Annotated in this window: 18 protein-coding genes; 15 read left to right on the top strand and 3 right to left on the bottom strand. The window is 72.8% G+C overall.

Annotated features, from left to right (window positions below; translation table 11 throughout):
• Positions 1-305: 305 nt before the first annotated feature.
• From OG943_RS20650 to OG943_RS20610, 9 genes are all read left to right on the top strand, one after another.
• Entirely contained in the window at positions 306-1,850 is a 1,545-nt protein-coding gene (locus tag OG943_RS20650) for a UDP-N-acetylmuramoyl-L-alanyl-D-glutamate--2,6-diaminopimelate ligase (RefSeq protein ID WP_328612114.1), read from the top strand.
• A complete protein-coding gene (locus tag OG943_RS20645; protein ID WP_328611423.1) occupies positions 1,847-3,370 on the top strand; it encodes a UDP-N-acetylmuramoyl-tripeptide--D-alanyl-D-alanine ligase in 1,524 nt (507 codons plus the stop codon). Before OG943_RS20650 ends, OG943_RS20645 begins: the two co-directional genes overlap by 4 nt.
• Positions 3,367-4,449 carry a phospho-N-acetylmuramoyl-pentapeptide-transferase gene (mraY, locus tag OG943_RS20640; protein WP_328611422.1) on the top strand — a complete coding sequence of 361 codons (1,083 nt, stop codon included), beginning with the start codon at positions 3,367-3,369 and terminating at the stop codon, positions 4,447-4,449. Before OG943_RS20645 ends, mraY begins: the two co-directional genes overlap by 4 nt.
• Before the next feature lie 34 nt (positions 4,450-4,483).
• Positions 4,484-5,890, top strand: a complete 1,407-nt coding sequence (murD, locus tag OG943_RS20635) for a UDP-N-acetylmuramoyl-L-alanine--D-glutamate ligase (RefSeq protein ID WP_328612113.1) — start codon at positions 4,484-4,486, stop codon at positions 5,888-5,890.
• Entirely contained in the window at positions 5,877-7,370 is a 1,494-nt protein-coding gene (gene ftsW, locus OG943_RS20630) for a putative lipid II flippase FtsW (protein ID WP_328611421.1), read from the top strand. Before murD ends, ftsW begins: the two co-directional genes overlap by 14 nt.
• Complete coding sequence (murG, locus tag OG943_RS20625) at positions 7,367-8,491, top strand: undecaprenyldiphospho-muramoylpentapeptide beta-N-acetylglucosaminyltransferase (RefSeq protein WP_328611420.1); 1,125 nt, start codon at positions 7,367-7,369, stop codon at positions 8,489-8,491. Before ftsW ends, murG begins: the two co-directional genes overlap by 4 nt.
• Positions 8,484-9,911: a UDP-N-acetylmuramate--L-alanine ligase gene (gene murC, locus OG943_RS20620; protein ID WP_328611419.1), complete on the top strand. Its 1,428-nt coding sequence runs from the start codon at positions 8,484-8,486 to the stop codon at positions 9,909-9,911. Before murG ends, murC begins: the two co-directional genes overlap by 8 nt.
• Positions 9,908-10,783 carry a cell division protein FtsQ/DivIB gene (locus tag OG943_RS20615; protein ID WP_328611418.1) on the top strand — a complete coding sequence of 292 codons (876 nt, stop codon included), beginning with the start codon at positions 9,908-9,910 and terminating at the stop codon, positions 10,781-10,783. Before murC ends, OG943_RS20615 begins: the two co-directional genes overlap by 4 nt.
• An 85-nt stretch (positions 10,784-10,868) precedes the next feature.
• The gene (locus tag OG943_RS20610; RefSeq protein ID WP_328611417.1) at positions 10,869-11,705 is read left to right on the top strand and encodes an NAD(P)H-binding protein; all 837 of its coding nucleotides are present in this window, start codon (positions 10,869-10,871) and stop codon (positions 11,703-11,705) included.
• A 63-nt stretch (positions 11,706-11,768) separates the two neighbouring features.
• On the opposite strand, the gene OG943_RS20605 is transcribed toward OG943_RS20610, so the two are convergent.
• Complete coding sequence (locus tag OG943_RS20605) at positions 11,769-12,203, bottom strand: OsmC family peroxiredoxin (protein WP_328611416.1); 435 nt, start codon at positions 12,201-12,203, stop codon at positions 11,769-11,771.
• Between the two features lie 191 nt (positions 12,204-12,394).
• Here OG943_RS20605 and OG943_RS20600 point away from each other — a divergent pair, with 191 nt between their 5' ends.
• Positions 12,395-12,838: a mycothiol transferase gene (locus tag OG943_RS20600; protein WP_328612112.1), complete on the top strand. Its 444-nt coding sequence runs from the start codon at positions 12,395-12,397 to the stop codon at positions 12,836-12,838.
• 45 nt (positions 12,839-12,883) lie between these two features.
• Here the strand turns inward: OG943_RS20600 and OG943_RS20595 are convergent, their stop codons facing one another.
• Both OG943_RS20595 and OG943_RS20590 read right to left on the bottom strand, forming a co-directional pair.
• Positions 12,884-13,669, bottom strand: a complete 786-nt coding sequence (locus tag OG943_RS20595; RefSeq protein ID WP_328612111.1) for a DUF1295 domain-containing protein — start codon at positions 13,667-13,669, stop codon at positions 12,884-12,886.
• Complete coding sequence (locus OG943_RS20590; protein WP_328611415.1) at positions 13,669-14,937, bottom strand: cyclopropane-fatty-acyl-phospholipid synthase family protein; 1,269 nt, start codon at positions 14,935-14,937, stop codon at positions 13,669-13,671. Before OG943_RS20590 ends, OG943_RS20595 begins: the two co-directional genes overlap by 1 nt.
• An 83-nt stretch (positions 14,938-15,020) precedes the next feature.
• Between OG943_RS20590 and OG943_RS20585 the strand changes: the two genes are divergently transcribed.
• The 5 genes from OG943_RS20585 (at position 15,021) to ftsZ (ending at position 20,033) form a co-directional block, all read left to right on the top strand.
• Complete coding sequence (locus OG943_RS20585) at positions 15,021-16,292, top strand: NAD(P)/FAD-dependent oxidoreductase (protein WP_328611414.1); 1,272 nt, start codon at positions 15,021-15,023, stop codon at positions 16,290-16,292.
• An 8-nt stretch (positions 16,293-16,300) separates the two neighbouring features.
• Positions 16,301-17,035 carry a DUF1365 domain-containing protein gene (locus OG943_RS20580; protein WP_328612110.1) on the top strand — a complete coding sequence of 245 codons (735 nt, stop codon included), beginning with the start codon at positions 16,301-16,303 and terminating at the stop codon, positions 17,033-17,035.
• Complete coding sequence (gene sigK / locus OG943_RS20575) at positions 17,028-17,639, top strand: ECF RNA polymerase sigma factor SigK (protein WP_328611413.1); 612 nt, start codon at positions 17,028-17,030, stop codon at positions 17,637-17,639. The genes OG943_RS20580 and sigK overlap by 8 nt, the downstream gene beginning before the upstream one ends.
• A complete protein-coding gene (locus tag OG943_RS20570; RefSeq protein WP_328611412.1) occupies positions 17,636-18,400 on the top strand; it encodes an anti-sigma factor in 765 nt (254 codons plus the stop codon). Before sigK ends, OG943_RS20570 begins: the two co-directional genes overlap by 4 nt.
• Before the next feature lie 331 nt (positions 18,401-18,731).
• On the top strand, positions 18,732-20,033 hold the full coding sequence (gene ftsZ, locus OG943_RS20565; protein WP_328611411.1) for a cell division protein FtsZ: 1,302 nt from the start codon (positions 18,732-18,734) through the stop codon (positions 20,031-20,033).
• Positions 20,034-20,097: the final 64 nt, after the last annotated feature.

The following is a 20,097-nucleotide window of genomic DNA, read 5'->3' as shown; positions in this document are numbered from 1 at the left end:
AACCGCCCTGCTGGTCCGTCAAGGCCTCCTTACCCGCGTGGGACGCGGGTAAGGAGGCCTTGACGGCGTGGGAGGCCTTGACGGCGTGGGAGGCGCCGATTGTCCACATCGGCTGGTGCCGTCGCGGGAAGTCCTTGCGCCGTAACGATCTCCGCGAGCGCCATTAGCACATCTGCCGACCGGGCACCCCTTGGCCGTACCGCCTTGGGTCACCCGAATGCGACCTCGGTAACCTCTCGGGCGTGTCCGTGTCCTCGTCCCAGCCCCAGAGCGGGCCGGCTGCCCCGTCGCTGCCGGACAGCCCGGTGAAGGCGGTCCCCGCGCCGCCGCGCCCGGCCCGGATCGAACCGGTGCCGCTGGCCACCCTGCTCGCCCGCGCGGGCGCGCGGCTCATCGCCGACCGCCCCGAAGCGGCCGACCTCGCCGTCGCCGGAACCACGCTGCGCGCTCAGCACGTACTGCCCGGCGACCTGTTCGCCGGCCTGCCCGGCGCCCGCGCGCACGGTGCCGACTTCAGCGACCAGGCCGTGGCCGCCGGCGCCACCGCGGTGCTCACCGACCCGGCCGGCGCCGAGCGGCCCGCCCTGCGCGACGCGGGCGTCCCGATCCTCGTGCACCCGGACCCCCGGGCCGCGCTCGGCGAGATCGCCGCCTGGATCTACGGCGAGCCCTCGCTGCGGCTGTCCGTGCTGGGCGTCACCGGCACCGCGGGCAAGACCACCACCTCCTACCTGGTCGACGCCGGGCTGCGCGCGGCCGGGCTGACCACCGGCCTGATCGGCACGGTGGAGACCCGGATCGCGGGCGAGCGCCTGGTCAGCGGCTTCACCACGCCGGAGGCGCCGGACCTGCAGGCGCTGCTCGCGGTGATGCTGGAGCGCGGCGTCACGCACGTGCCGATGGAGGTCTCCAGCCACGCGCTCGCGCTGGGCCGGGCGAACGGCACCCGGTTCGCGGTCGGCGCGTTCACCAACCTCTCCCAGGACCACCTGGACTTCCACCACGACATGGCGGAGTACTTCGCCGCCAAGTCGCTGCTGTTCGACGGCCGCTCCACCACCGAGGTCGTCGTGGTGGACAACGCGTGGGGCCAGATGCTGCTCACGCCGCAGACGGTGACCGTGTCGATCGAGCCCGGCACCGACGCCGCGTGGCGCGCCTCGGACATCGAGGCGACCCCGGCGGGGGAGCAGACCTTCACCCTGCACGGCCCGGACGGGCTGACCGCGGCGGCGAAGATCCCGCTGCCCGGCACGTTCAACGTGGCCAACGCCGTGCTCGCCGCCGCGATCCTGGGCAGCGCCGGGGTCGGCCTGGCCGACATCGTCGGCGGGCTCGGCTCGGTCGAGGTGCCCGGCCGGATGGAGCGGGTCTACCTGGGCCAGGACTTCACCGCGGTGGTCGACTACGCGCACAAGCCCGCGGCCGTGGCCCAGGGCCTCGACGCGCTGCGGGCGCGCACCGACGGCCGGATCATCACCGTGCTCGGCTGCGGCGGCGACCGCGACACCGCGAAGCGCCCGATGATGGGGGAGGCCGCCGCGCGCCGCAGCGACGTGCTGATCGTGACCGACGACAACCCGCGTTCCGAGGACCCCGACGCGATCCGCGCGGCGATGCTCGCGGGCGCCCGCGGCGTCGGGCCGTCGCACGGCGGCGAGGTGCTGGAGGTCGGCGACCGCCGCGCGGCCATCACCCACGCCGTTTCGCTCGCCCGCGCGGGTGACATCGTCTTCATCGCCGGCAAGGGCCACGAGACCGGTCAGGAGATCCAGGGTGTGGTGCACCCGTTCTCCGACCGGGACGAGCTCGAGGCCGCCATTCGCAAGCATCTCGAGGTGAGTGCGTGATCGAGCTCAGTCTGGCCGAGATCGCCGACGTTGTCGGCGGCCGGCTGCACGGGACCGACGGCTCCCCGGTCGTCACGGGGAGTGTCGAGTTCGACACGCGGAAGCTGGGCCGGGGCGGCCTGTTCGTCGCTCTGCCGGGCGAGCGCGTGGACGGGCACGACTTCGCCGCGCAGGCGGTGGCGGCCGGTGCCGTCGCCGTGCTGGCCGGCCGGGAGGTGGACGGGCCCGCCGTCGTCGTGCCGCCGCTGCCCGCCGGGCAGGCGCACGAGCGCTCGGTGGCGCTGGCCGGCGACACCGACGGCTCCGGCGCGGCCGTGCTGGCCGCGCTGGCCAAGCTCGCCCGCCACGTCGTGGACCGGCTGACCGGGGACGGCCTGACCGTCGTCGGCGTCACCGGCTCGTCCGGCAAGACCTCGACCAAGGACGTGATCGCGCAGCTGCTGGAGCCGCTCGGCCCCACCGTCGCGCCGCCCGGGTCGTTCAACAGCGAGCTGGGCCACCCGTGGACCGCGCTGCGCGCCGGCCGCGACACGAAGTACCTGGTGCTGGAGCTGGCCGCCCGCGGGCCGGGGCACATCGCCGAGCTGGCCGCGATCGCGCCGCCGAAGATCGGCGTGGTGCTGAACGTCGGCACTTCGCACATCGCCGAGTTCGGCTCGCGCGAGGGCATCGCCAAGACCAAGGGCGAGCTGGTCGAGGCGCTGCCGGAAGACGGCGTGGCGATCCTCAACCTGGACGACCCGCTGGTCGCCGCCATGGCGAGCCGCACCTCCGCCCGGGTCGTCGGCGTGGGGGCGACGGCCGCGGCGCAGGTCCGCGCCGAAGGCATCACCCTCGACGCCGAGGCCCGCGCGTCGTTCCGGCTGGTCACCCCGGCGGGCGACGCGCCGGTGAAGCTGCCGCTGTACGGCGAGCACCACGTCGGCAACGCGCTGTCCGCGGCCGCCGTCGCGCTGGAGCTGGGCGCCACGCCGGCCCAGATCGCCGGGCGCCTGTCCGCGCTGGAGCGGCGCTCGGCCCGGCGGATGGAGGTCACCACCCGTGCCGACGGCGTGACCGTCCTCAACGACGCGTTCAACGCCAACCCCGAGTCGATGCGCGCCGGGCTCAAGGCGCTCGCGTCGATGAGCGCCTCCGGCCGCCGGTCCTGGGCCGTGCTCAGCGTGATGGGCGAGCTCGGCGCGGACTCGGTGAACGAGCACGACGCGATCGGCCGGCTGGTCGTCCGGCTCAACATCGACAAGCTCGTGGTGATCGGCCCCGAGGCCGCGGCCATGCACCAGGGTGCGTCCCAGGAGGGTTCCTGGGGCGAGGAGTCGGTGCTGGTGCCGGACATCGACGCCGCCGTCGCGCTGCTGCGCGATCAGCTCCGCCCGGAAGACATCGTGCTGGTCAAGGCGTCCAAGGTGGCCGGCCTCTGGCGGGTGGCCGAGGCGCTGCTCGCCGATCCCCCGGAAACTGCTCCCCCTTCAGAATCTCCTTCCCCCTCCTCCGAACGCTCGAACGGTGGTCACGCGTGATCAACATCCTGATCGCGGCCGCGGCGGGCCTGCTGGTCTCCATCCTGCTCACGCCCTACCTGATCCGGGTCTTCTCCCGGCAGGGCTTCGGGCAGGAGATCCGCGAAGAAGGCCCGCAGGGCCACAAGTCGAAGCGCGGCACCCCGACCATGGGTGGCGTCGCGATCATCATCGCGATGGTCGTCGGCTACTTCGTGGCGCACCTGGTCAGCTGGCTCGGCAACTCGCACAGCGCGGCCCCGTCCGCGTCCGGCCTGCTGGTGCTGCTGCTGGCCGTGGGCCTCGGCATCGTCGGCTTCCTCGACGACTTCATCAAGATCCGCAGGCAGCGCAACCTCGGCCTGAACAAGACCGCCAAGCTGGTCGGCCAGCTCGTGGTCACCATCGTGTTCGCGGTGCTGTCACTGCAGTTCGCCGACGAGCACGGGCTCACCCCGGCGTCGCAGAGCCTGTCCTACGCGCGTGACCTCGCGCTGATCACGTTCCCGTCGATCGTGTTCGTGATCTTCTGCTACATCGTGATCTCCGGCTGGTCGAACGCGGTGAACTTCACCGACGGCCTCGACGGGCTGGCCGGCGGCGCCGCCGCGATGGTGCTCGCGACGTACGTGGTGATCTCGTTCTGGCAGGCCCGGCTGTCCTGCTGGCCCACCCCGGCGCCCGCCTGTTACGACGTGCGCGACCCGCTGGACCTGGCCGTGGTCGCCGCGGCCGCCACCGGCGCGTGTGTCGGCTTCCTGTGGTGGAACGCCGCGCCGGCCAAGATCTTCATGGGCGACACCGGTTCGCTCGCGCTCGGCGGCCTGGTCGCCGGCCTGTCCATGACCACCCGCACGGAGCTGCTCGCCATCGTCATCGGCGGCCTGTTCATGGTCGAGATGATCTCGGTGGTCACGCAGATCGCGGTGTTCCGGACGACGCGGCGAAGGCTGTTCCGGATGGCACCGTTCCATCATCATTTCGAACTGGCCGGGTGGGCGGAAACCACGGTGATCATCCGGTTCTGGCTGCTATCGGCGATCTGCTGCATGTTCGGCCTGGGGCTGTTCTACAGCGAGCAGCTCGGCCTCGGGAGCTAGGCCCTTGTCCCGAACCGCACTGTCCCGAGCCGCACTGGACCTCGACGGCAAGTCCGTGCTCGTCGCGGGCGCCGGGGTCACCGGGAAGTCGGTGGTCCCGGTCCTGCGGGAGCTGGGCGCGCACGTCACCGTCACCGACGGCAACGCCGAGCGGCTGGCGGAGCTGGCCGGCCTCGGCGCCGAGCTGGTGCCCGGGCTGGCCGAGCCCCCGCCGGGCACGGCGCTGGTGGTGACCAGCCCCGGCTGGCGGCCGACCTCGCCGCTGCTGGTCGCGGCCGCCGCGGCCGGCGTCGAGGTGATCGGCGACGTCGAGCTGGCCTGGCGGGTCGGGCAGCTGCGCGAGCGGCCGCCGTCATGGCTGGTGATCACCGGGACCAACGGCAAGACCACCACCGTCGGCATGCTGGAGTCGATCCTGCGCGCGGCCGGCGTCGACGCCGTGGCCTGCGGGAACGTCGGCTACGCGGTGCTGGACGCGGTCCGGGCCGGGCACGCCGTGCTCGCCGTGGAGCTGTCCAGCTTCCAGCTGCACTGGTCCTCGACCCTGGCGCCGGACGCGTCCGTGGTGCTCAACCTGGCCGAGGACCACATCGACTGGCACGGCTCGATGGAGGAGTACGCCGCCGCGAAGGGCCGTGCGCACACGCACTCGCGCATCGTCGTGCACAACGCCGAGGACGACTGGTCCACCCGGATCGCCGAGGAGCACGCGCCCGACGGCGCCCGCCGCGTCGGGTTCCGGCTGGACACGCCGTACGCCGGTGAACTCGGCCTGGTCGAGGACCTGCTGGTGGACCGGGCTTTCGTCGCCGACCCGGCGACCAGTGCGGAGGAGCTGGCGACGCTGGCCGACGTGCGCCCGGCCGGGCCGCACAACGTCGCGAACGCGCTGGCCGCCGCCGCGCTCGCCCGCGCCCACGGCGCCAGTCCCGAGGCCGTTCTCAAGGGCTTGCGCGAATACCAGCCCGCGCCGCACCGGGCCGCCGAGGTCGGCGAGATCGGCGGCGTCCGCTACGTCAACGACTCCAAGGCCACCAACCCGCACGCGGCCGCCGGCTCGCTGCGTTCGCACGCCAGCGTGGTGTGGATCGCCGGGGGCCAGCTCAAGGGCGCGTCGGTCGACGAACTGGTGGCCTCGATCGCCGGCCGGCTGCGCGGAGTCGTGCTACTCGGGGTGGATTCACCCGTGATCGCGGCCGCTGTGGCGCGACACGCGCCGGATGTCCCGGTGAACAGCCTCCGTCCGGGTGACGATGAGCCCATGACTGCGGCGGTGAGTGCGGCCAGCGAGATGGCTCGCCCTGGTGACGTGGTGCTGCTCGCCCCCGCCGCGGCGTCGTTGGACATGTTCCCGGGCTACGGCGCGCGCGGCGACGCGTTCGCGAGCGCGGTGCGTGTCCTGGCCGACGGTGCGGCGGGGGCCCCGAATGACGGCAGTTGACGAGAAGAAGCCCGAAGGCCGGCCGCGGCGCCGGGAGCGCAAGGAAAGCGTGTTCGTCGCGTTCCGCTCGGCGCTGACCGCCTGGCTGTCCCGGCCGCTGGCGTCGTTCCACCTGGTGCTGGCACTGACCGGCGTGCTGACCGTGATCGGCATGGTCATGGTGCTGTCCGCGTCGTCGGTCTCCTCCTACGACCCGAAGACCGGCAGCGGCGTCTACTCGATGTTCATGCGGCAGCTGATGTTCGTCGCGATCGGCTCGGTCGTGTTCTGGTTCGGCCTGCGGGTGAAGCTGGAGCGGATCCGCCGGATGTCGGCGACCATGGTGGTCGTCTGCCTCGGCCTGCTGCTGCTGGTGCTCACGCCGCTCGGCTCGACGGTCAACGGCTCGCAGGGCTGGTTCAAGCTGGGCGTGTTCACCTTCCAGCCGGTGGAGGCCGCGAAGGTGGCGCTGGCGTTCTGGGGCGCGCACATCCTGGTGATCAAGTACAACGTGATCCACCAGTGGCGGCACCTGCTGGTGCCGGTGGTCCCGGTCGCGCTGGTGATGTTCGCGCTGGTCATGCTCCAGCCCGACCTCGGCGGCACGATCACCCTGGCCGTGGTGCTGCTGTCCCTGCTGTGGTTCGCGGGCGCGCCGAAACGGCTGTTCGGCGTGCTGCTCGCGGGCGGCCTGGCCGGCGTGCTGGTGCTGGCGATCATCGCCCCGTACCGGCTCGCGCGCGTGATGTCGTTCCTGTCGCCGAACGCCGACACCACGGTCGAGGGCTACCAGGCGAACCAGGCCAAGCTCGCGCTCGCCGACGGCGGCCTGTTCGGCAAGGGTCTCGGCCAGGGCGCGTCCAACTGGGGCTACCTGCCCAACGTGCAGAACGACTTCATCTTCGCGCTGATCGGCGAGGAGCTCGGGTTCGTCGGCTGCGTGGTGGTGCTGGCGCTGTTCGCCGCGGTCGCCGTGGTGGGCCTGCGCATCGCCACCCGCAACATCGACCCGTGGATCCGGATCGTGTCCGGCACGCTCACCATGTTCCTGGTCGCGCAGGCCGCCATCAACATCGGCTACGTGGTCGGCCTGCTGCCGGTCACCGGCGTCACGCTGCCGCTGATCTCCTACGGCGGCACCTCGCTGGTGATCACCATGCTCATCATGGGCGTGCTCGCCAACGCCGCCCGGCACGAACCGGAGGCGGTGGCCGCACTGCGTTCGCAGGGCCCGGGTAAATTCGGACGCCTGCTGAGGCTGCCCGCGCCCGATCCGTACCGCCCGCCGACCACCCGCAAGGGCCAGGCCGCGCGCGGGGCGGGCTCGGGGGCGAAGACAGCCCGGCCGGCGCCGCGCACAGCCCGGCCCGCACCGGCACAGGAGCGCCGCCGGACGGTCCGGCAACCCGTGCGGCGGACCACCACCGCGCGCACCAGCGCGGCGCGGACAACAGCGAACCGCGGGGCCAGGGGCACCGCGAACCGGAGAGGTACTTGGTGAGTAAGCCCGTCAAGGGAGCCGAGCGATCGCCCGTCGGCAAGGTGCCGACGGTGGTCGTCGCCGGAGGTGGCACCGCAGGACACATCGAACCCGCGCTCGCGCTGGCCGACGCCGTGATGCGGCTGCGCCCCGACGCGAAGGTGGTGGCGCTCGGCACGGAGCGCGGCCTGGAGAACAAGCTGGTGCCCGCCCGCGGCTACCCGCTCGAGCTGATCCCGCCGGTGCCGCTGCCGCGCAAGGCGACGCCGGAGCTGCTCCGGCTGCCGCTGAAGGTCCGCGATTCGGTGCGCCGCACGCGGGAAGTGCTCGAACGCGTCGGCGCCGACGTCGTGGTCGGCTTCGGCGGTTACGTCGCGCTCCCGGCGTACCTGGCCGCGCGTGGCCGGGTGCCGATCGTGGTGCACGAGGCCAACAAAGCGCCGGGCCTGGCCAACAAGGTGGGCGCGCGGTTCGCCACCCGGGTCGCCGTCGCCGTGCCCGGCACGCCGCTGCCGAAGGCCGAGGTCGTCGGCATCCCGCTGCGCCGCTCCATCACCTCGCTGGACCGCGCCGCGCTGCGCGCCGAGGCCCGCAAGTTCTTCGACCTCGACCCGGACGCCCCGACGCTGCTGGTGTTCGGCGGCTCGCAGGGCGCGGCGTCGATCAACGCCGCCGTCTCCGGCGCCGCCAAGGAGCTCGCCGACGCCGGCATCGGCGTGCTGCACGCGCACGGCCCGAAGAACACCCTTGCGGTGCAAGAGTTCCCGGGCCGCCCGGCCTACGTGCCGGTGCCGTACCTGGAGCGGATGGACCTGGCCTACGCCGCGGCCGACGTCGTGGTGTGCCGCTCGGGCGCGATGACCGCGGCCGAGGTGTCCGCGGTCGGGCTGCCCGCGGTGTTCGTGCCGCTGCCACACGGAAACGGCGAGCAGGCCGTGAACGCGCAGCCGGCGGTCGACGCCGGGGCCGCCCTGATGGTGACCGACGCCGACCTCTCGCCGGGCAAGATCGCCGAGCTGGTCGTGCCGCTGGTCGTCGACGCCGCCCGGGTCGCGGCGATGAGTTCCGCCGCGGTCGGGCTGGGCCACCGCGAGGCCGACGAGACGCTCGCCAAGATCGTGCTGGAGGCCGCTGGTGCCTGACTCACCGGAGGAACCGCGGTTGCCGGAAGAGCTGCGCCGCGCGCACCTGATCGGGATCGGCGGGGCCGGGATGTCCGGCATCGCCCGGATCCTGCTGGCCCGCGGCGCGCAGGCGTCGGGCTCGGACGCCAAGGAATCGCGCGCGCTGCTGTCGCTGCGCGCGCAGGGCGCCCGGCTGTTCGTCGGCCAGCGCGCGGAGAACCTGGACGCGCTGCCCGAGCCGCCGTCCGCCGTCGTGGTGTCGACCGCGATCAAGGAGACCAACCCGGAGCTGGCCGCGGCCCGTGCGCGCGGCATCCCGGTGCTGCACCGCGCGCAGGCGCTGGCCGGGCTGATGGCCGGGCACCGCGTCGCCTGCATCGCCGGCACGCACGGCAAGACCTCGACCACGTCGATGCTCACCGTCGCGCTGCAGCACTGCCGGATGGACCCGTCGTTCGCGATCGGCGGCGACCTCAACGAGTCCGGCGCGAACGCCCACCACGGCGAGGGCGGCATCTTCGTCGCGGAGGCCGACGAGAGCGACGGCTCGTTCCTGACCTACACGCCGTCGGTGGCGGTGGTGACGAACGTCGAGCCGGACCACCTCGACCACCACGGCACCGCCGAGGCGTACGTGCGGGTGTTCACCGAGTTCGCCGCCCGGGTCGAGCCGGGCGGCCTGCTGATCGTCTGCGCCGACGACGAGGGCGCGGCCAAGCTGGGCGACGAGGCCGAGGCGGCGGGCGTGCGCGTGCGCCGCTACGGCCGCGCGGCCACCGGTGCCGGCGACGCCCGCGTGCTCGCCTACACCCCCGCGCCCGACGGCGGGGTCGTGCGGATCGCGCTGGACGGCGAAGAGCTGGACGTCCGGGTCGCGGTGCCGGGTGAGCACATGGCGCTGAACGCGATCGCCGCGCTGCTCGCCGGCGTCGAGCTGGGCGCCCCGGTGCCCGGGCTGGCCGAGGGGCTGGCCGCGTTCGGCGGGGTGCGCCGCCGGTTCGAGTTCAAGGGCCGCGCGGGCGACGTCCGCGTCTACGACGACTACGCCCATCACCCGACGGAGGTCGACGCGCAGCTGCGCGCCGTGCGGACCGCCGCGGGGGAGGGCCGCGTGCTGGTGGTCTTCCAGCCGCACCTGTACTCGCGCACGCAGACGTTCGCGCCCGAGTTCGCCGAGGCGCTGTCGCTGGCCGACGAGGTGGTGGTGCTGGACGTCTACGGCGCGCGCGAGGAGCCCGTGCCCGGGGTCACCGGCGCGCTGATCGCCGACCGGGTGCGCGGTTCCGTGCGCTACGAGCCCGCGTTCGACGTCGCCGCCCGCCTGGTCGCCGACCTGGTGAAGCCGGGTGACCTCGTGGTCACCATGGGCGCGGGCGACGTGACGCAGCTGGGCCCGGAGATCCTGGCCGAGCTGGACCGGCGGACCACGGGCGCATGAGTTCGACCAGGGAGCACCGCCGGCCGCCGGAGTCCGAACAGGGCGAGCGGGACCGGGCTGCCCTGGCGCGGGAGCGGCGGGGGCGGCGCTCGGAGGAAGAGCGCCGTCGCACGCGGTCGGGCCGCTCGGCGCGTCCGGCCGCGACCCCGGCCTCGGCGCGCATCCGGCCCGCCCGGCCCGCCCGGCCCACCCGGCGCACGGAGATCCGCCGGCGCTGGGTGGCGCTGCTGTCGGTGGTCACCGTCGTCGCGCTGGTGTACTTCCTGTTCTTCAGCTCGCTGCTCGGGGTGAAGGACGTCTCGGTGCAGGGCGCGAAACAGGTGTCGGCGGACCAGATCCGGGCGACCGCGGCGGTCCCGGCCGACAAGCCGATGCTGCGGGTCGACGTCGACGAGATCCGCGACCGCGTGGCGGCGATGTCCGGCATCGCGACGGTGGACGTCTCCCGTTCGTGGCCCAGCACCGTGGAGATCGCGGTGACCGAGCGGGCGGCGATCGCGTTCTTCGACAGCGGCCCCGGCGGCGACGGTTACCACCTCGTCGACGGCGGCGGCGTGGTGTTCAAGACGGTCAAGGACCGTCCGGCGGGCCTGCCCGAGCTGAAGCTGCCCAAGGTCTCCGCCGACGACCCGGTGACCCGTGCGGTGACGGCGGTGCTCGGCGTGATCCCGCAGGCCCTGCTCAAACAGGTCACCACCGCCACGGCGCAGACGCCGGCCAGCGTCGAGTTCACCCTCGCCGGCGGCAAGACGGTCCGCTGGGGCGACGCCGGGAAGACCGACCGCAAGGCCAAGGTCCTCGCGGCCCTGCTCACCCAGCCGGGCAAGGTCTACGACGTCTCGGCGCCGGAACTGCCGACCATCACCTCCTGACCTTCCGGGGTATTTTCACTGGCACGAACTTCTCCGTATGGCGTACGGTGATCATGTCCGTATGTCATACGAGAATGGGGAACGCATGACGATCCTGGTAACGGGGGCGACCGGCAACGTCGGGCGGCTGGTGGTGGACGAGCTGCTGGAGCGGGGTGCCGCGGTGCGCGCGCTGACTGTCGATCCGGAGCGGGCGGCGCTGCCCGAGGGGGTCGAGGTGGTCGTCGGGTCGCTGGCGCGGCCGTCGACGCTGCCGGTGGCGCTGAAGGGAATCGAGACGGTTTACCTCGCGCCGATGGCCCGCACGGTCACGCGGTTCTGCGAGCTGGCCGCCGACGCGGGGATCCGGCGGGTGGTCGCGCTGTCCGGCACCAGCATCGGCCAGGAGCACGAGGGGTCGAGCGGGCACGAGTTCGAAGCCGTCGAGCGGGCGGTGACGGCCGCGGGCTTCGACCGGACCTTCCTGCGGCCCGGCGGGTTCATGAACAACACCCTCGGCTGGGCGGGCTCCGTCCGCGAGGCCGGGGTGGTGCGGACGGCGTCCGGCGACTCGACCCTGACGCTGATCGACCTCCGCGACATCGCCGCCGTCGCCGCGCATGTCCTTGTCACGCCCGGGCATTCCGGGGCCACGTATGTCCTCAGTGGACCGCAGGCGCTCTCGCAGCGCGAGATGGCCGCGGCGATCGGGGCGGCGCTGGGGCGGGAGGTGCCGTTCGTGGAACTGACCCGCGCCGAGCAGCACGACGAGTGGGTGGCGCAGGGCTTCCCCGACGACGTCGCCGACTGGCTGCTCGACGGGTTCGCCGCCACGCTCGAGCACCCGGAGGTGCCGACCGGCGTCGTCGAGGAGCTGCTGGGCCGCCCCGGGACCACCTACGCCGAGTGGGCCGTGGCGAACGCCGGGGCGTTCGGCGGCTGATCAGCGGTACACAGCGCGAAGGCCCTCTCGCCGCACCGGGTGAGAGGGCCTTCGCGGAGAACGTCAGGCGAGCGCCGCGTCCAGGGTGATCGTGGTGCCGGACAGGGCCTTCGACACCGGGCAGGTCTTCTCGGCGGTGGAGGCCAGCTCCGCGAACTGCTCCGCCGTCACGCCGTCCAGCTTGGCGCGCAGGGTGATCGCGATGCCGCTGATCTCGAAGCCGCCGCCGTCGGCCGGGCCGAGGGTGACCTCGGCGGAGACGTCGATGGACTCTGCCTCCAGCTTCTGGGACTCCAGCACGCCGGACAGGTTCATCGCGAGGCACGAGGAGTGCGCGGCGGCGATGAGCTCCTCCGGGCTGGTCTGGCCGTCCGGGTTGCCGGCGCGGGTCGGGAAGGACACGGTGAACGTGCCCGCGTTGGACGAGTCGAGCGTGACCTCGCCGTTGCCCTTCTGCAGTCCGCCGGTCCAGTGGGTGGTCGCGTCGCGGCTGGGCATGGTGCCTCCTCGTGAGTTCTTCCGTAAGCTTCTGCGGCAAAGGTAGCGCGCAATTACATTGCGCGCAAGTTATCTCGGGAAAACTTGTCGCCCCCATGCGGCAGACTGCCCGCATGACCGAAACGGCCGGCGCGCCCGCCTGCTCCGAACGGCCGGCCCGGCCGGATCCGCCCACGCGCCCCGACCCGCCGATGGCCGGCGACGAGCGCACGCAGCTCACCGGCTTCCTCGACTTCCTGCGCGCCAGCGTGGTCTGGAAGTGCTCCGGCCTCACCGACGAGCAGGCCCGCCGCTCGCTGCTGCCGAGTGAGCTGACCACCATCGCCGGGCTGCTCGGCCACCTCACCCTGGTGGAGAACTACTGGTTCCGGGTGATCCTCGACGGTCAGCCCGACGAATGGGCCGACGCCCTCGCGCTCGACCGGGACGCCGAGTTCCGCGCCGCCCACCGCACCCCGATCGAGCGGCTGATCGCGGACTACCAGGCGGAGACGGCGCTGTACCGCGAGGTCGTGGCCGCGCGGGCGTTCGACGACACGGTGGTGTTCAAGGAGCGGGAGCCGCTCACCGTCCGCTGGGTCGTGGCGCACCATAGGCCGAAAAGCGCAGAGGAGATCGCCCGCCACCTTGTTTGATTCTGGCTGGCCACCTCGACCTGCTGCGCGAGCTGACCGACGGGCTCACCGGGGAGTGAGCCGCTTCGGCGGCAGCGGGAAGAAGCCGCTCGTCCGCTCGACGTAGCGGGCGTAGCCGGGCCGCGTGTGCCGCATTCCCTTCTCCAGCATGGGTTTTCCGGTGCCGCGGGCCAGCGTCAAGGTCATCGCGACGGGGGAGAACACGGTCGCCGCGCCCGGCCACGTCGAGCACGCCAGCAGGTAGAGGCCCCACCAGACGCAGGCGTCACCGAAGTAGTTCGGGTGCCGCGAGTAGCGCCAGAGCCCGGTGTCGAGCACCTTGCCGCGGTTGCCCGGGTCGGCCTTGAAACGGCGCAGCTGCTCGTCGCCCGCCGTCTCGAAGGCGAAGCCGAGCACCCAGACGGCCACGCCGATCCAGCCCAGCACGCCGAGCCCGTCGCCGTACATCGCGAACTGCACGGGCAGCGAGACGAACCACAGGACCACCGCCTGGAACAGGTAAACGCGCACGAACATGCGCAGCCCCGGGTTGTCCCCGGCGCGTTCCACCATCCGCGCGTACCGCGGGTCCTCGGGCTTGCCGTGGTTGCGCAGGTGCAGGTGGACCGCGAGCCGCACGGCCCACACCACGGTCAGCGCCGCCGTCACCAGCCGCAGCGAGAGCGGCCCGCTGCCGAAGGGGAACGCGACCACGGCGATGATCGCGAAACCCAGCCCCCAGAACGTATCGACGGTGTCGTAGCGCCCGCGCAGCCTGGCGATGCCGAACGTGACGGTCACCGCGACCAGCGTGACGCCGGCCGTGATCGCGACGAGCGCGCCGAGGCCGATCACATCCACTCCCGAGTGGCCGGCAGACCGCTGTCGCCGGCCGCCGACGGGCGCACCGCGAGGATCTGGTCCACGCCCATCCGGTTCTCCTCGAACGCGAGCGCGCCGCCGACCAGGTACAGCCGCCACACGCGCGCCCCGGCCTCGCCGATCAGCGCGACGGCCTGATCCCAGTTCTCTTCGAGCGTGTCGAGCCACGCCCGCACCGTCGGGGCGTAGTGCTCGCGCATCGCGTGGACGTCACGGATCTCGAAGCCGGCTTTCTCCACGTGGCCCAGTGTGCGGCTCAGCGGGCGCATGGCCATGTCGGGCGCGATGTAACGCTCGATGAACGCGCCGCCGCCGGGCGCCACCGCGCCGCGCGACATCTGTTGCAGCAGCAGCCGTCCGGTGGGTTTGAGCAGGCGGAACAGCGTCCGGGTGTACTCCGGGTAGTTCGCCTCGCCGACGTGCTCGCCCATCTCGACGGACGCGACGGCGTCGAACGGCCCGCCGGCCAGCTCCCGGTAGTCCTGCTGGCGCACCTCGACGCGGCCGGTCAGATCGTGCTGCGCCAGCCGCCCCTTCACGTGCTGCACCTGCTCGGCCGACAGCGACACGCCCACCGCCTCCACGCCGTGGTGCTTCGCCGCGTGGACGAGCAGCGAGCCCCAGCCGCAGCCGACGTCGAGCAGCCGTTTTCCGGGCCGCAGCCCCAGTTTCCGGCAGATCATCTCCAGCTTGTCGTGCTGGGCCCGCGCGACGGTGTACCCGGGCTCGTCCGAAGTCCAGTACCCGGAGGAGTAGGCCATCGACTCGTCCAGCAGCAGCTGGTAGAAGGCGTTGGAGAGGTCGTAGTGGTGGGCGATGGCGGAACGGTCGCGCCGCCGGCTGTGCAGCACACCGGTCAGCCTCGCCTCCTCCGCGGGCGGCTTCGGCGGAAGCCCGGCGACGCCGAGCCGGGCGGCCAGCGAGACCGCCTCCGCCCAGTCTCGTGGCGCGAGCTTGACCCGGCTCAGCTCGCCCGAGCGCGTCAACGCCCAGATCCGCCGGAACCCCTCGGTGAGGTCGCCCTCCACGTCCAGGTCGCCGGACACGTAGGCCCGCGCGAGTCCCAGCTCGCCGGGCGAGTACAGCAGCCAGCGCAGCGCGCGGCGGTTCTTCAGGACCACCGCCGGGCCGGCCGGGCCCACGCGCTCGCCGTCCCAGGTGCGGACGGCGAGCGGGAGCCGCGTGCCGAGCAGGCGTTCGGCGAAAGTGGCCAGGCGGGTCGCGGAGCTTTTCGGCATACCCGGGATTCGCCGCCGGCGGCCGGGCGGATGGGTCGGAACCCCGCACCCATCCGCGGTCCGCGCGGCGCCGAATCCCTGTCGTGCACCACACCACGGGACAACGCATCGCAGTCATCGGCAGCGGCGTGGCCGGCCTCACCGCCGCCTACCTGCTGCAGCGCCGCCACGAGGTCCTGCTGTTCGAAGCGGACGACCGGCTCGGCGGGCACGCGCACACCCACGACGTGCCCAGCGCGCACGGCGGCACGATCGGGGTGGACTCCGGCTTCATCGTCCACAACGAGCGCACCTACCCCACGCTCCTGCGCCTGTTCGGCGAGCTCGGCGTGCGGACGCAGGAGACCGAGATGTCGATGAGCATCCGCTGCGACGGCTGCGGCCTGCAGTACGCCGGCGCGAAGGGCCTGCGCGGCCTGTTCGCCCAGCGGCGCAATCTCGCCGACCCGCGTTACCTGCGGATGCTCGCCGAGGTCAAGCGCTTCCACCGGCACGCGTCGCGGGTGCTGACGCGGCCGGAGACGGGTGACGTCACGCTGGGCGCGTTCCTGGCCATCGGCGGTTACCCGGCCTACTTCGTCGATCACTTCGTCCTGCCGCTGGTGTCCACGGTCTGGTCCGCCGACCGGACGGACACGCTGCGGTACCCGGCCCGCTACCTGTTCGAGTTCCTCCGCAACCACGGCCTGCTCTCGGTGCAGAACTCGCCGACCTGGCGGACCGTCGTCGGCGGCTCGCGCGAGTACGTCGAGCTGGCGGCGAAGCAGCTGACCGCCGTGCACCTGTCCACACCCGTGCGCTCGGTGACGAGGACCGCCCGCGGCGTCGAAATCCGCGACGACGCCGACACGCCCCACCGCGTCGACCACGTGGTCATCGCCACGCACGCCGACCAGGCGCTGCGGCTGCTGGGCAAGCCGACCGGGGCGGAGCAGGACGTGCTCGGCGCGTTCCGCTACTCCCGCAACGAAGCCTGGCTGCACACCGACACGAGCGTGCTGCCCACGGTCGCGGCCGCGCGAGCCGGCTGGAACTACCGCACGCCGGTGTGCGGCGCGGACAGCGACGCCGTCCAGATCAGCTACGACATGAACCGCCTGATGCGCCTCGACGAGCCCGAGGGCTACGTCGTCACGCTGAACCCGCGTGCCGAGCCCGCCGCCGGCTCGGTGGTCGCGAAGATGGACTACGAGCATCCCGTCTACACTCCGGAATCCGTTGCCGCGCAACGGAAACTGGCCGGGCTGAACGACGGTGTGGTCGCTTACGCCGGTGCCTACCACGGCTGGGGCTTCCACGAGGACGGCTGCTCGTCCGGCTTGCGGGCCGCCGAGAGCCTGGGGGCGACCTGGTGACCACCGTCATTCAGGGCACCGCGCTCTACGACGCCACCGTCGGGCACGTCCGGAGCGCGGACCCGCCGCACGCCTTCGCGCACCGGATGTACTTGTGGCACACCGATCTCGACCGGCTGCCGCGGCTGCCGTGGTGGCTGCGGCCGTTCGCGCGGTTCGACGCCCGCGACCACTTCGCGCCGGGCGGCGGCGGCACCATCCGGTCCAAACTGGACACCTGGCTCGCGCACCGCGGGGTGGACCTGCGCGGCGGGCCGGTCACGATGCTGGCTTCCGCGCGCGTGCTGGGCTACGTCTTCAATCCGATCACCGTCTACTGGTGCCACACCCCCGGCGGCGCGCTCGAATGCGTGGTCGCCGAGGTGCACAACACCTACGGTGGCCGCCACGCCTACCTGCTGCGGCCCGGCGAGGACCACCGGGCGAGCGTGGACAAGGAGTTCTACGTGTCCCCGTTCCAGGAGATGGACGGCGAATACCGGATGCACCTGCCGCGCCCGGAAGCGCTGCTCGCCCTCACCGTGGCGCTGCACCGGGGTGAAACGACACCTCTGGTCGCTACGCTGCGAGGGGTTCGGCGGCCCATGGACACCCGCTCGCTCGCGCGGGTGGTGCTCGGCCGGCCGCTGCAGCCGCAGCGGGTTTCGGCCCTGATCCGCCGCCACGGCATCACGTTGTGGCGGCGCAAGGCGGCGATCGCCGCCCGGACCCCGTTGAACTCCGGAGGACAGCTGAATGGATGAGACCGCCCGCCCGCGCCGGGTGGCCGCCGTGCCACCGGTCTCCGGCGAGCCCGCGGCGCCCACGCCCGAGGAGCTGATGGGCCGGGTCGCCAAGGGCGACGAGCGCGCGTTCGAGCTGCTCTACAACCAGCTGGCCGGGCCGGTCTACGGCCTGGTCCGCCGGATCGTGCGCGACACCGCGCAGTCCGAGGAGGTGGCGCAGGAGGTCCTGATCGAGCTGTGGAAGACGGCCACCCGTTACTCCGCGGACAAGGGCAGCGCCCTGAACTGGGCGATGACGCTGGCGCACCGCCGGGCCGTCGACCGGGTGCGCTCCGCGCGGGCGAGCACCGAACGCGAGCAGAAGGCGACGTTCGAGGCGGCCAGGGAGCGCCCGTTCGACGAGGTGGCCGAGTCGGTCACCGCGAGCCTGGAGCGCTCGCAGGTGCGGCGCTGCCTGAAGTTCCTTACCGAGCTGCAGCGCGAGTCCGTGCTGCTGGCCTACTACCAGGGCTACACCTACCGCGAGGTCGCCGACGTGCTGTCGGCCCCGCAGGGGACGATCAAGACGAGGATGCGCGACGGGCTGATCCGGCTGCGCGACTGCCTGGGGGTGACCGCATGACCACGCCGGACATGCACACGTTGACCGGTGCGTACGCGCTCGACGCCCTGTCGGACCTCGAGCGCGCGCAGTTCCGCCGCCACCTCGAGCAGTGCGAGGCGTGCGCGCAGGAAGTCCGTGAACTGCAGGCGACCGCGGGACGGCTCGGCGCGGCGATGGCCGAGGAGCCGCCGCCCGAGATGAAGGACCGCGTGCTCGCCGCCATGCGCACCACGCGCCAGCTCCCGCCCGTCACGGCGCCGGAGCCGGCGGGACAGCCGCGGGTCCGCCGCCGCTGGGCGCTGGGCATCGCCGCGGCCGCAGCGGTCGTCGGCCTCGCGCTGGCCGGCGTGTTCGGCGGCGTCGCGCTGCACACCCAGGGCCAGCTGACCACCGCGCAGGAGCAGCTCGACCAGGCCCGCGGGCGCTACCAGCCGGTGTCGGAGCTGCTGGCCGCGCCGGACGTGAAGACCGCGCACACCGCCGCGTCCGGGGGCGGCGGCGGGACCGTGCTCGTCTCGAAGCAGCTCGACCGCATGATGTTCCTGGAGAACAGCCTGCCGCCGTACCCCGCGGGGCACGTCTACCAGGCCTGGCTGATGGGCCCGGGCGTCGAGCCGCGCCCGGTCGGCCTGCTGCCCGGCGGGCCGGACGGCTCGCTCGTCGTGGCCGACGGGCTCGGCCGCGCCGACCAGGTCGGGATCAGCGTCGAGCAGGCCGGCGGCTCGCCCACCGGGAAGCCGTCGTCCGACGTCGTCCTCGTGCTGCCGATGCCCGTGTGAATCCGGCTCGCCGGTCCGCCCTGAAGGCCACCATGAGGGCATCTACGTCCCTCATGGTGGCCTTCAGGGGCAGGCCGCGCCGCACGAGGTTTTCCGTCCTTAGCAGACCCGCGGGCACTGGTCCGACGGGGCTCCTGCTCTTGCGCTCGCGTTCGTGTTGTGGCAAAACACCTTTGCCGCACACGGCGTGGCTACTGGATTCGAGCCAGCCCGGTGCCTACCGTCCTGCTCTAACGCCGGTGGTTGACATAACTCTGATTCTCGAGTTGAGGGTGAGGGTTGCGGCTCCGGTGGGCAGCACGAGCACATCACGATCAGGAAGGCGGACCCGATGACGCCCCCGCACAACTACCTTGCGGTGATCAAGGTCGTCGGCATCGGCGGCGGCGGCGTGAACGCCGTGAACCGGATGATCGAGGTCGGCCTCAAGGGTGTCGAGTTCATCGCGGTGAACACCGACGCACAGGCGCTGCTCATGTCCGACGCCGATGTCAAGCTCGACATCGGCCGCGAACTCACCCGTGGCCTCGGTGCGGGCGCCGCGCCCGAAGTGGGCCAGAAGGCCGCGGAGGACCACCGCGAAGAGATCGAAGAGGTCATCAAGGGCGCCGACATGGTGTTCGTGACGGCCGGCGAGGGTGGTGGCACCGGAACCGGCGGCGCCCCCGTGGTCGCGCAGATCGCCCGCAAGCTGGGCGCGCTGACCATAGGCGTCGTCACCCGCCCGTTCACCTTCGAGGGCAAGCGTCGCGGCAAGCAGGCCGAGGACGGCATCCAGCAGCTGCGCAACGAGTGCGACACGCTGATCGTGATCCCGAACGACCGGCTGCTGCAGCTCGGCGACATCGGCGTGTCCCTGATGGACGCGTTCCGCTCGGCCGACGAGGTGCTGCTCTCCGGTGTCCAGGGCATCACCGACCTGATCACCACGCCGGGCCTGATCAACCTGGACTTCGCCGACGTGAAGAGCGTGATGTCCGGCGCGGGCTCCGCGCTGATGGGCATCGGCTCGGCGCGCGGCGAGGGCCGGGCCATCCAGGCGGCGGAGAAGGCGATCAACTCGCCGCTGCTGGAGGCGTCCATGGACGGCGCCCACGGCGCGCTGCTGTCCATCGCGGGCGGCTCCGACCTCGGCCTGTTCGAGATCAACGAGGCCGCGTCGCTGGTGCAGGAGTCCGCGCACCCGGACGCGAACATCATCTTCGGCACGATCATCGACGACTCGCTCGGCGACGAGGTCCGGGTCACCGTGATCGCGGCCGGCTTCGACGCGGGCGCGCCGACGCACAAGAAGCTCGACCCGCCGGCGTTCGGCTCGCGCTCGGGTGGCAGCACGGCCACGGCCACCTCCGGGCACGTGGGCAACGGGCAGGCGCCCGCCGCCCCGCCGTCCGGGGCCACGCCGGTGCCGCCCGCGAGCAGCTCGGGCTACCCGGTCGCGCCGCCGCGCACGCACCCGCCGCTCCCGCAGCCCGGCACCCCGCCGGGCGGCCTGCCCCAGCCGGGCGGCGGCTCGCGCGGCTACTCGCCGATCGGCTCCGGCACCGGCGGCAGCCTGCCCAGCCGCCCGGCCACGGTGCACGACGACCCGTCGGACGACGAGGTCGACGTGCCGCCGTTCATGCGCCGGTAACGACCGTTTCCACGGCGAAGGCCACCTCGGCTGGTTCGAGGTGGCCTTCGCCGCGTTCACGGGC

This window comes from Amycolatopsis sp. NBC_00345, from assembly GCF_036116635.1.
In the GTDB taxonomy this organism is placed as follows: Bacteria; Actinomycetota; Actinomycetes; order Mycobacteriales; family Pseudonocardiaceae; genus Amycolatopsis.
This window is presented reverse-complemented; position numbering and strand designations above follow the sequence as displayed.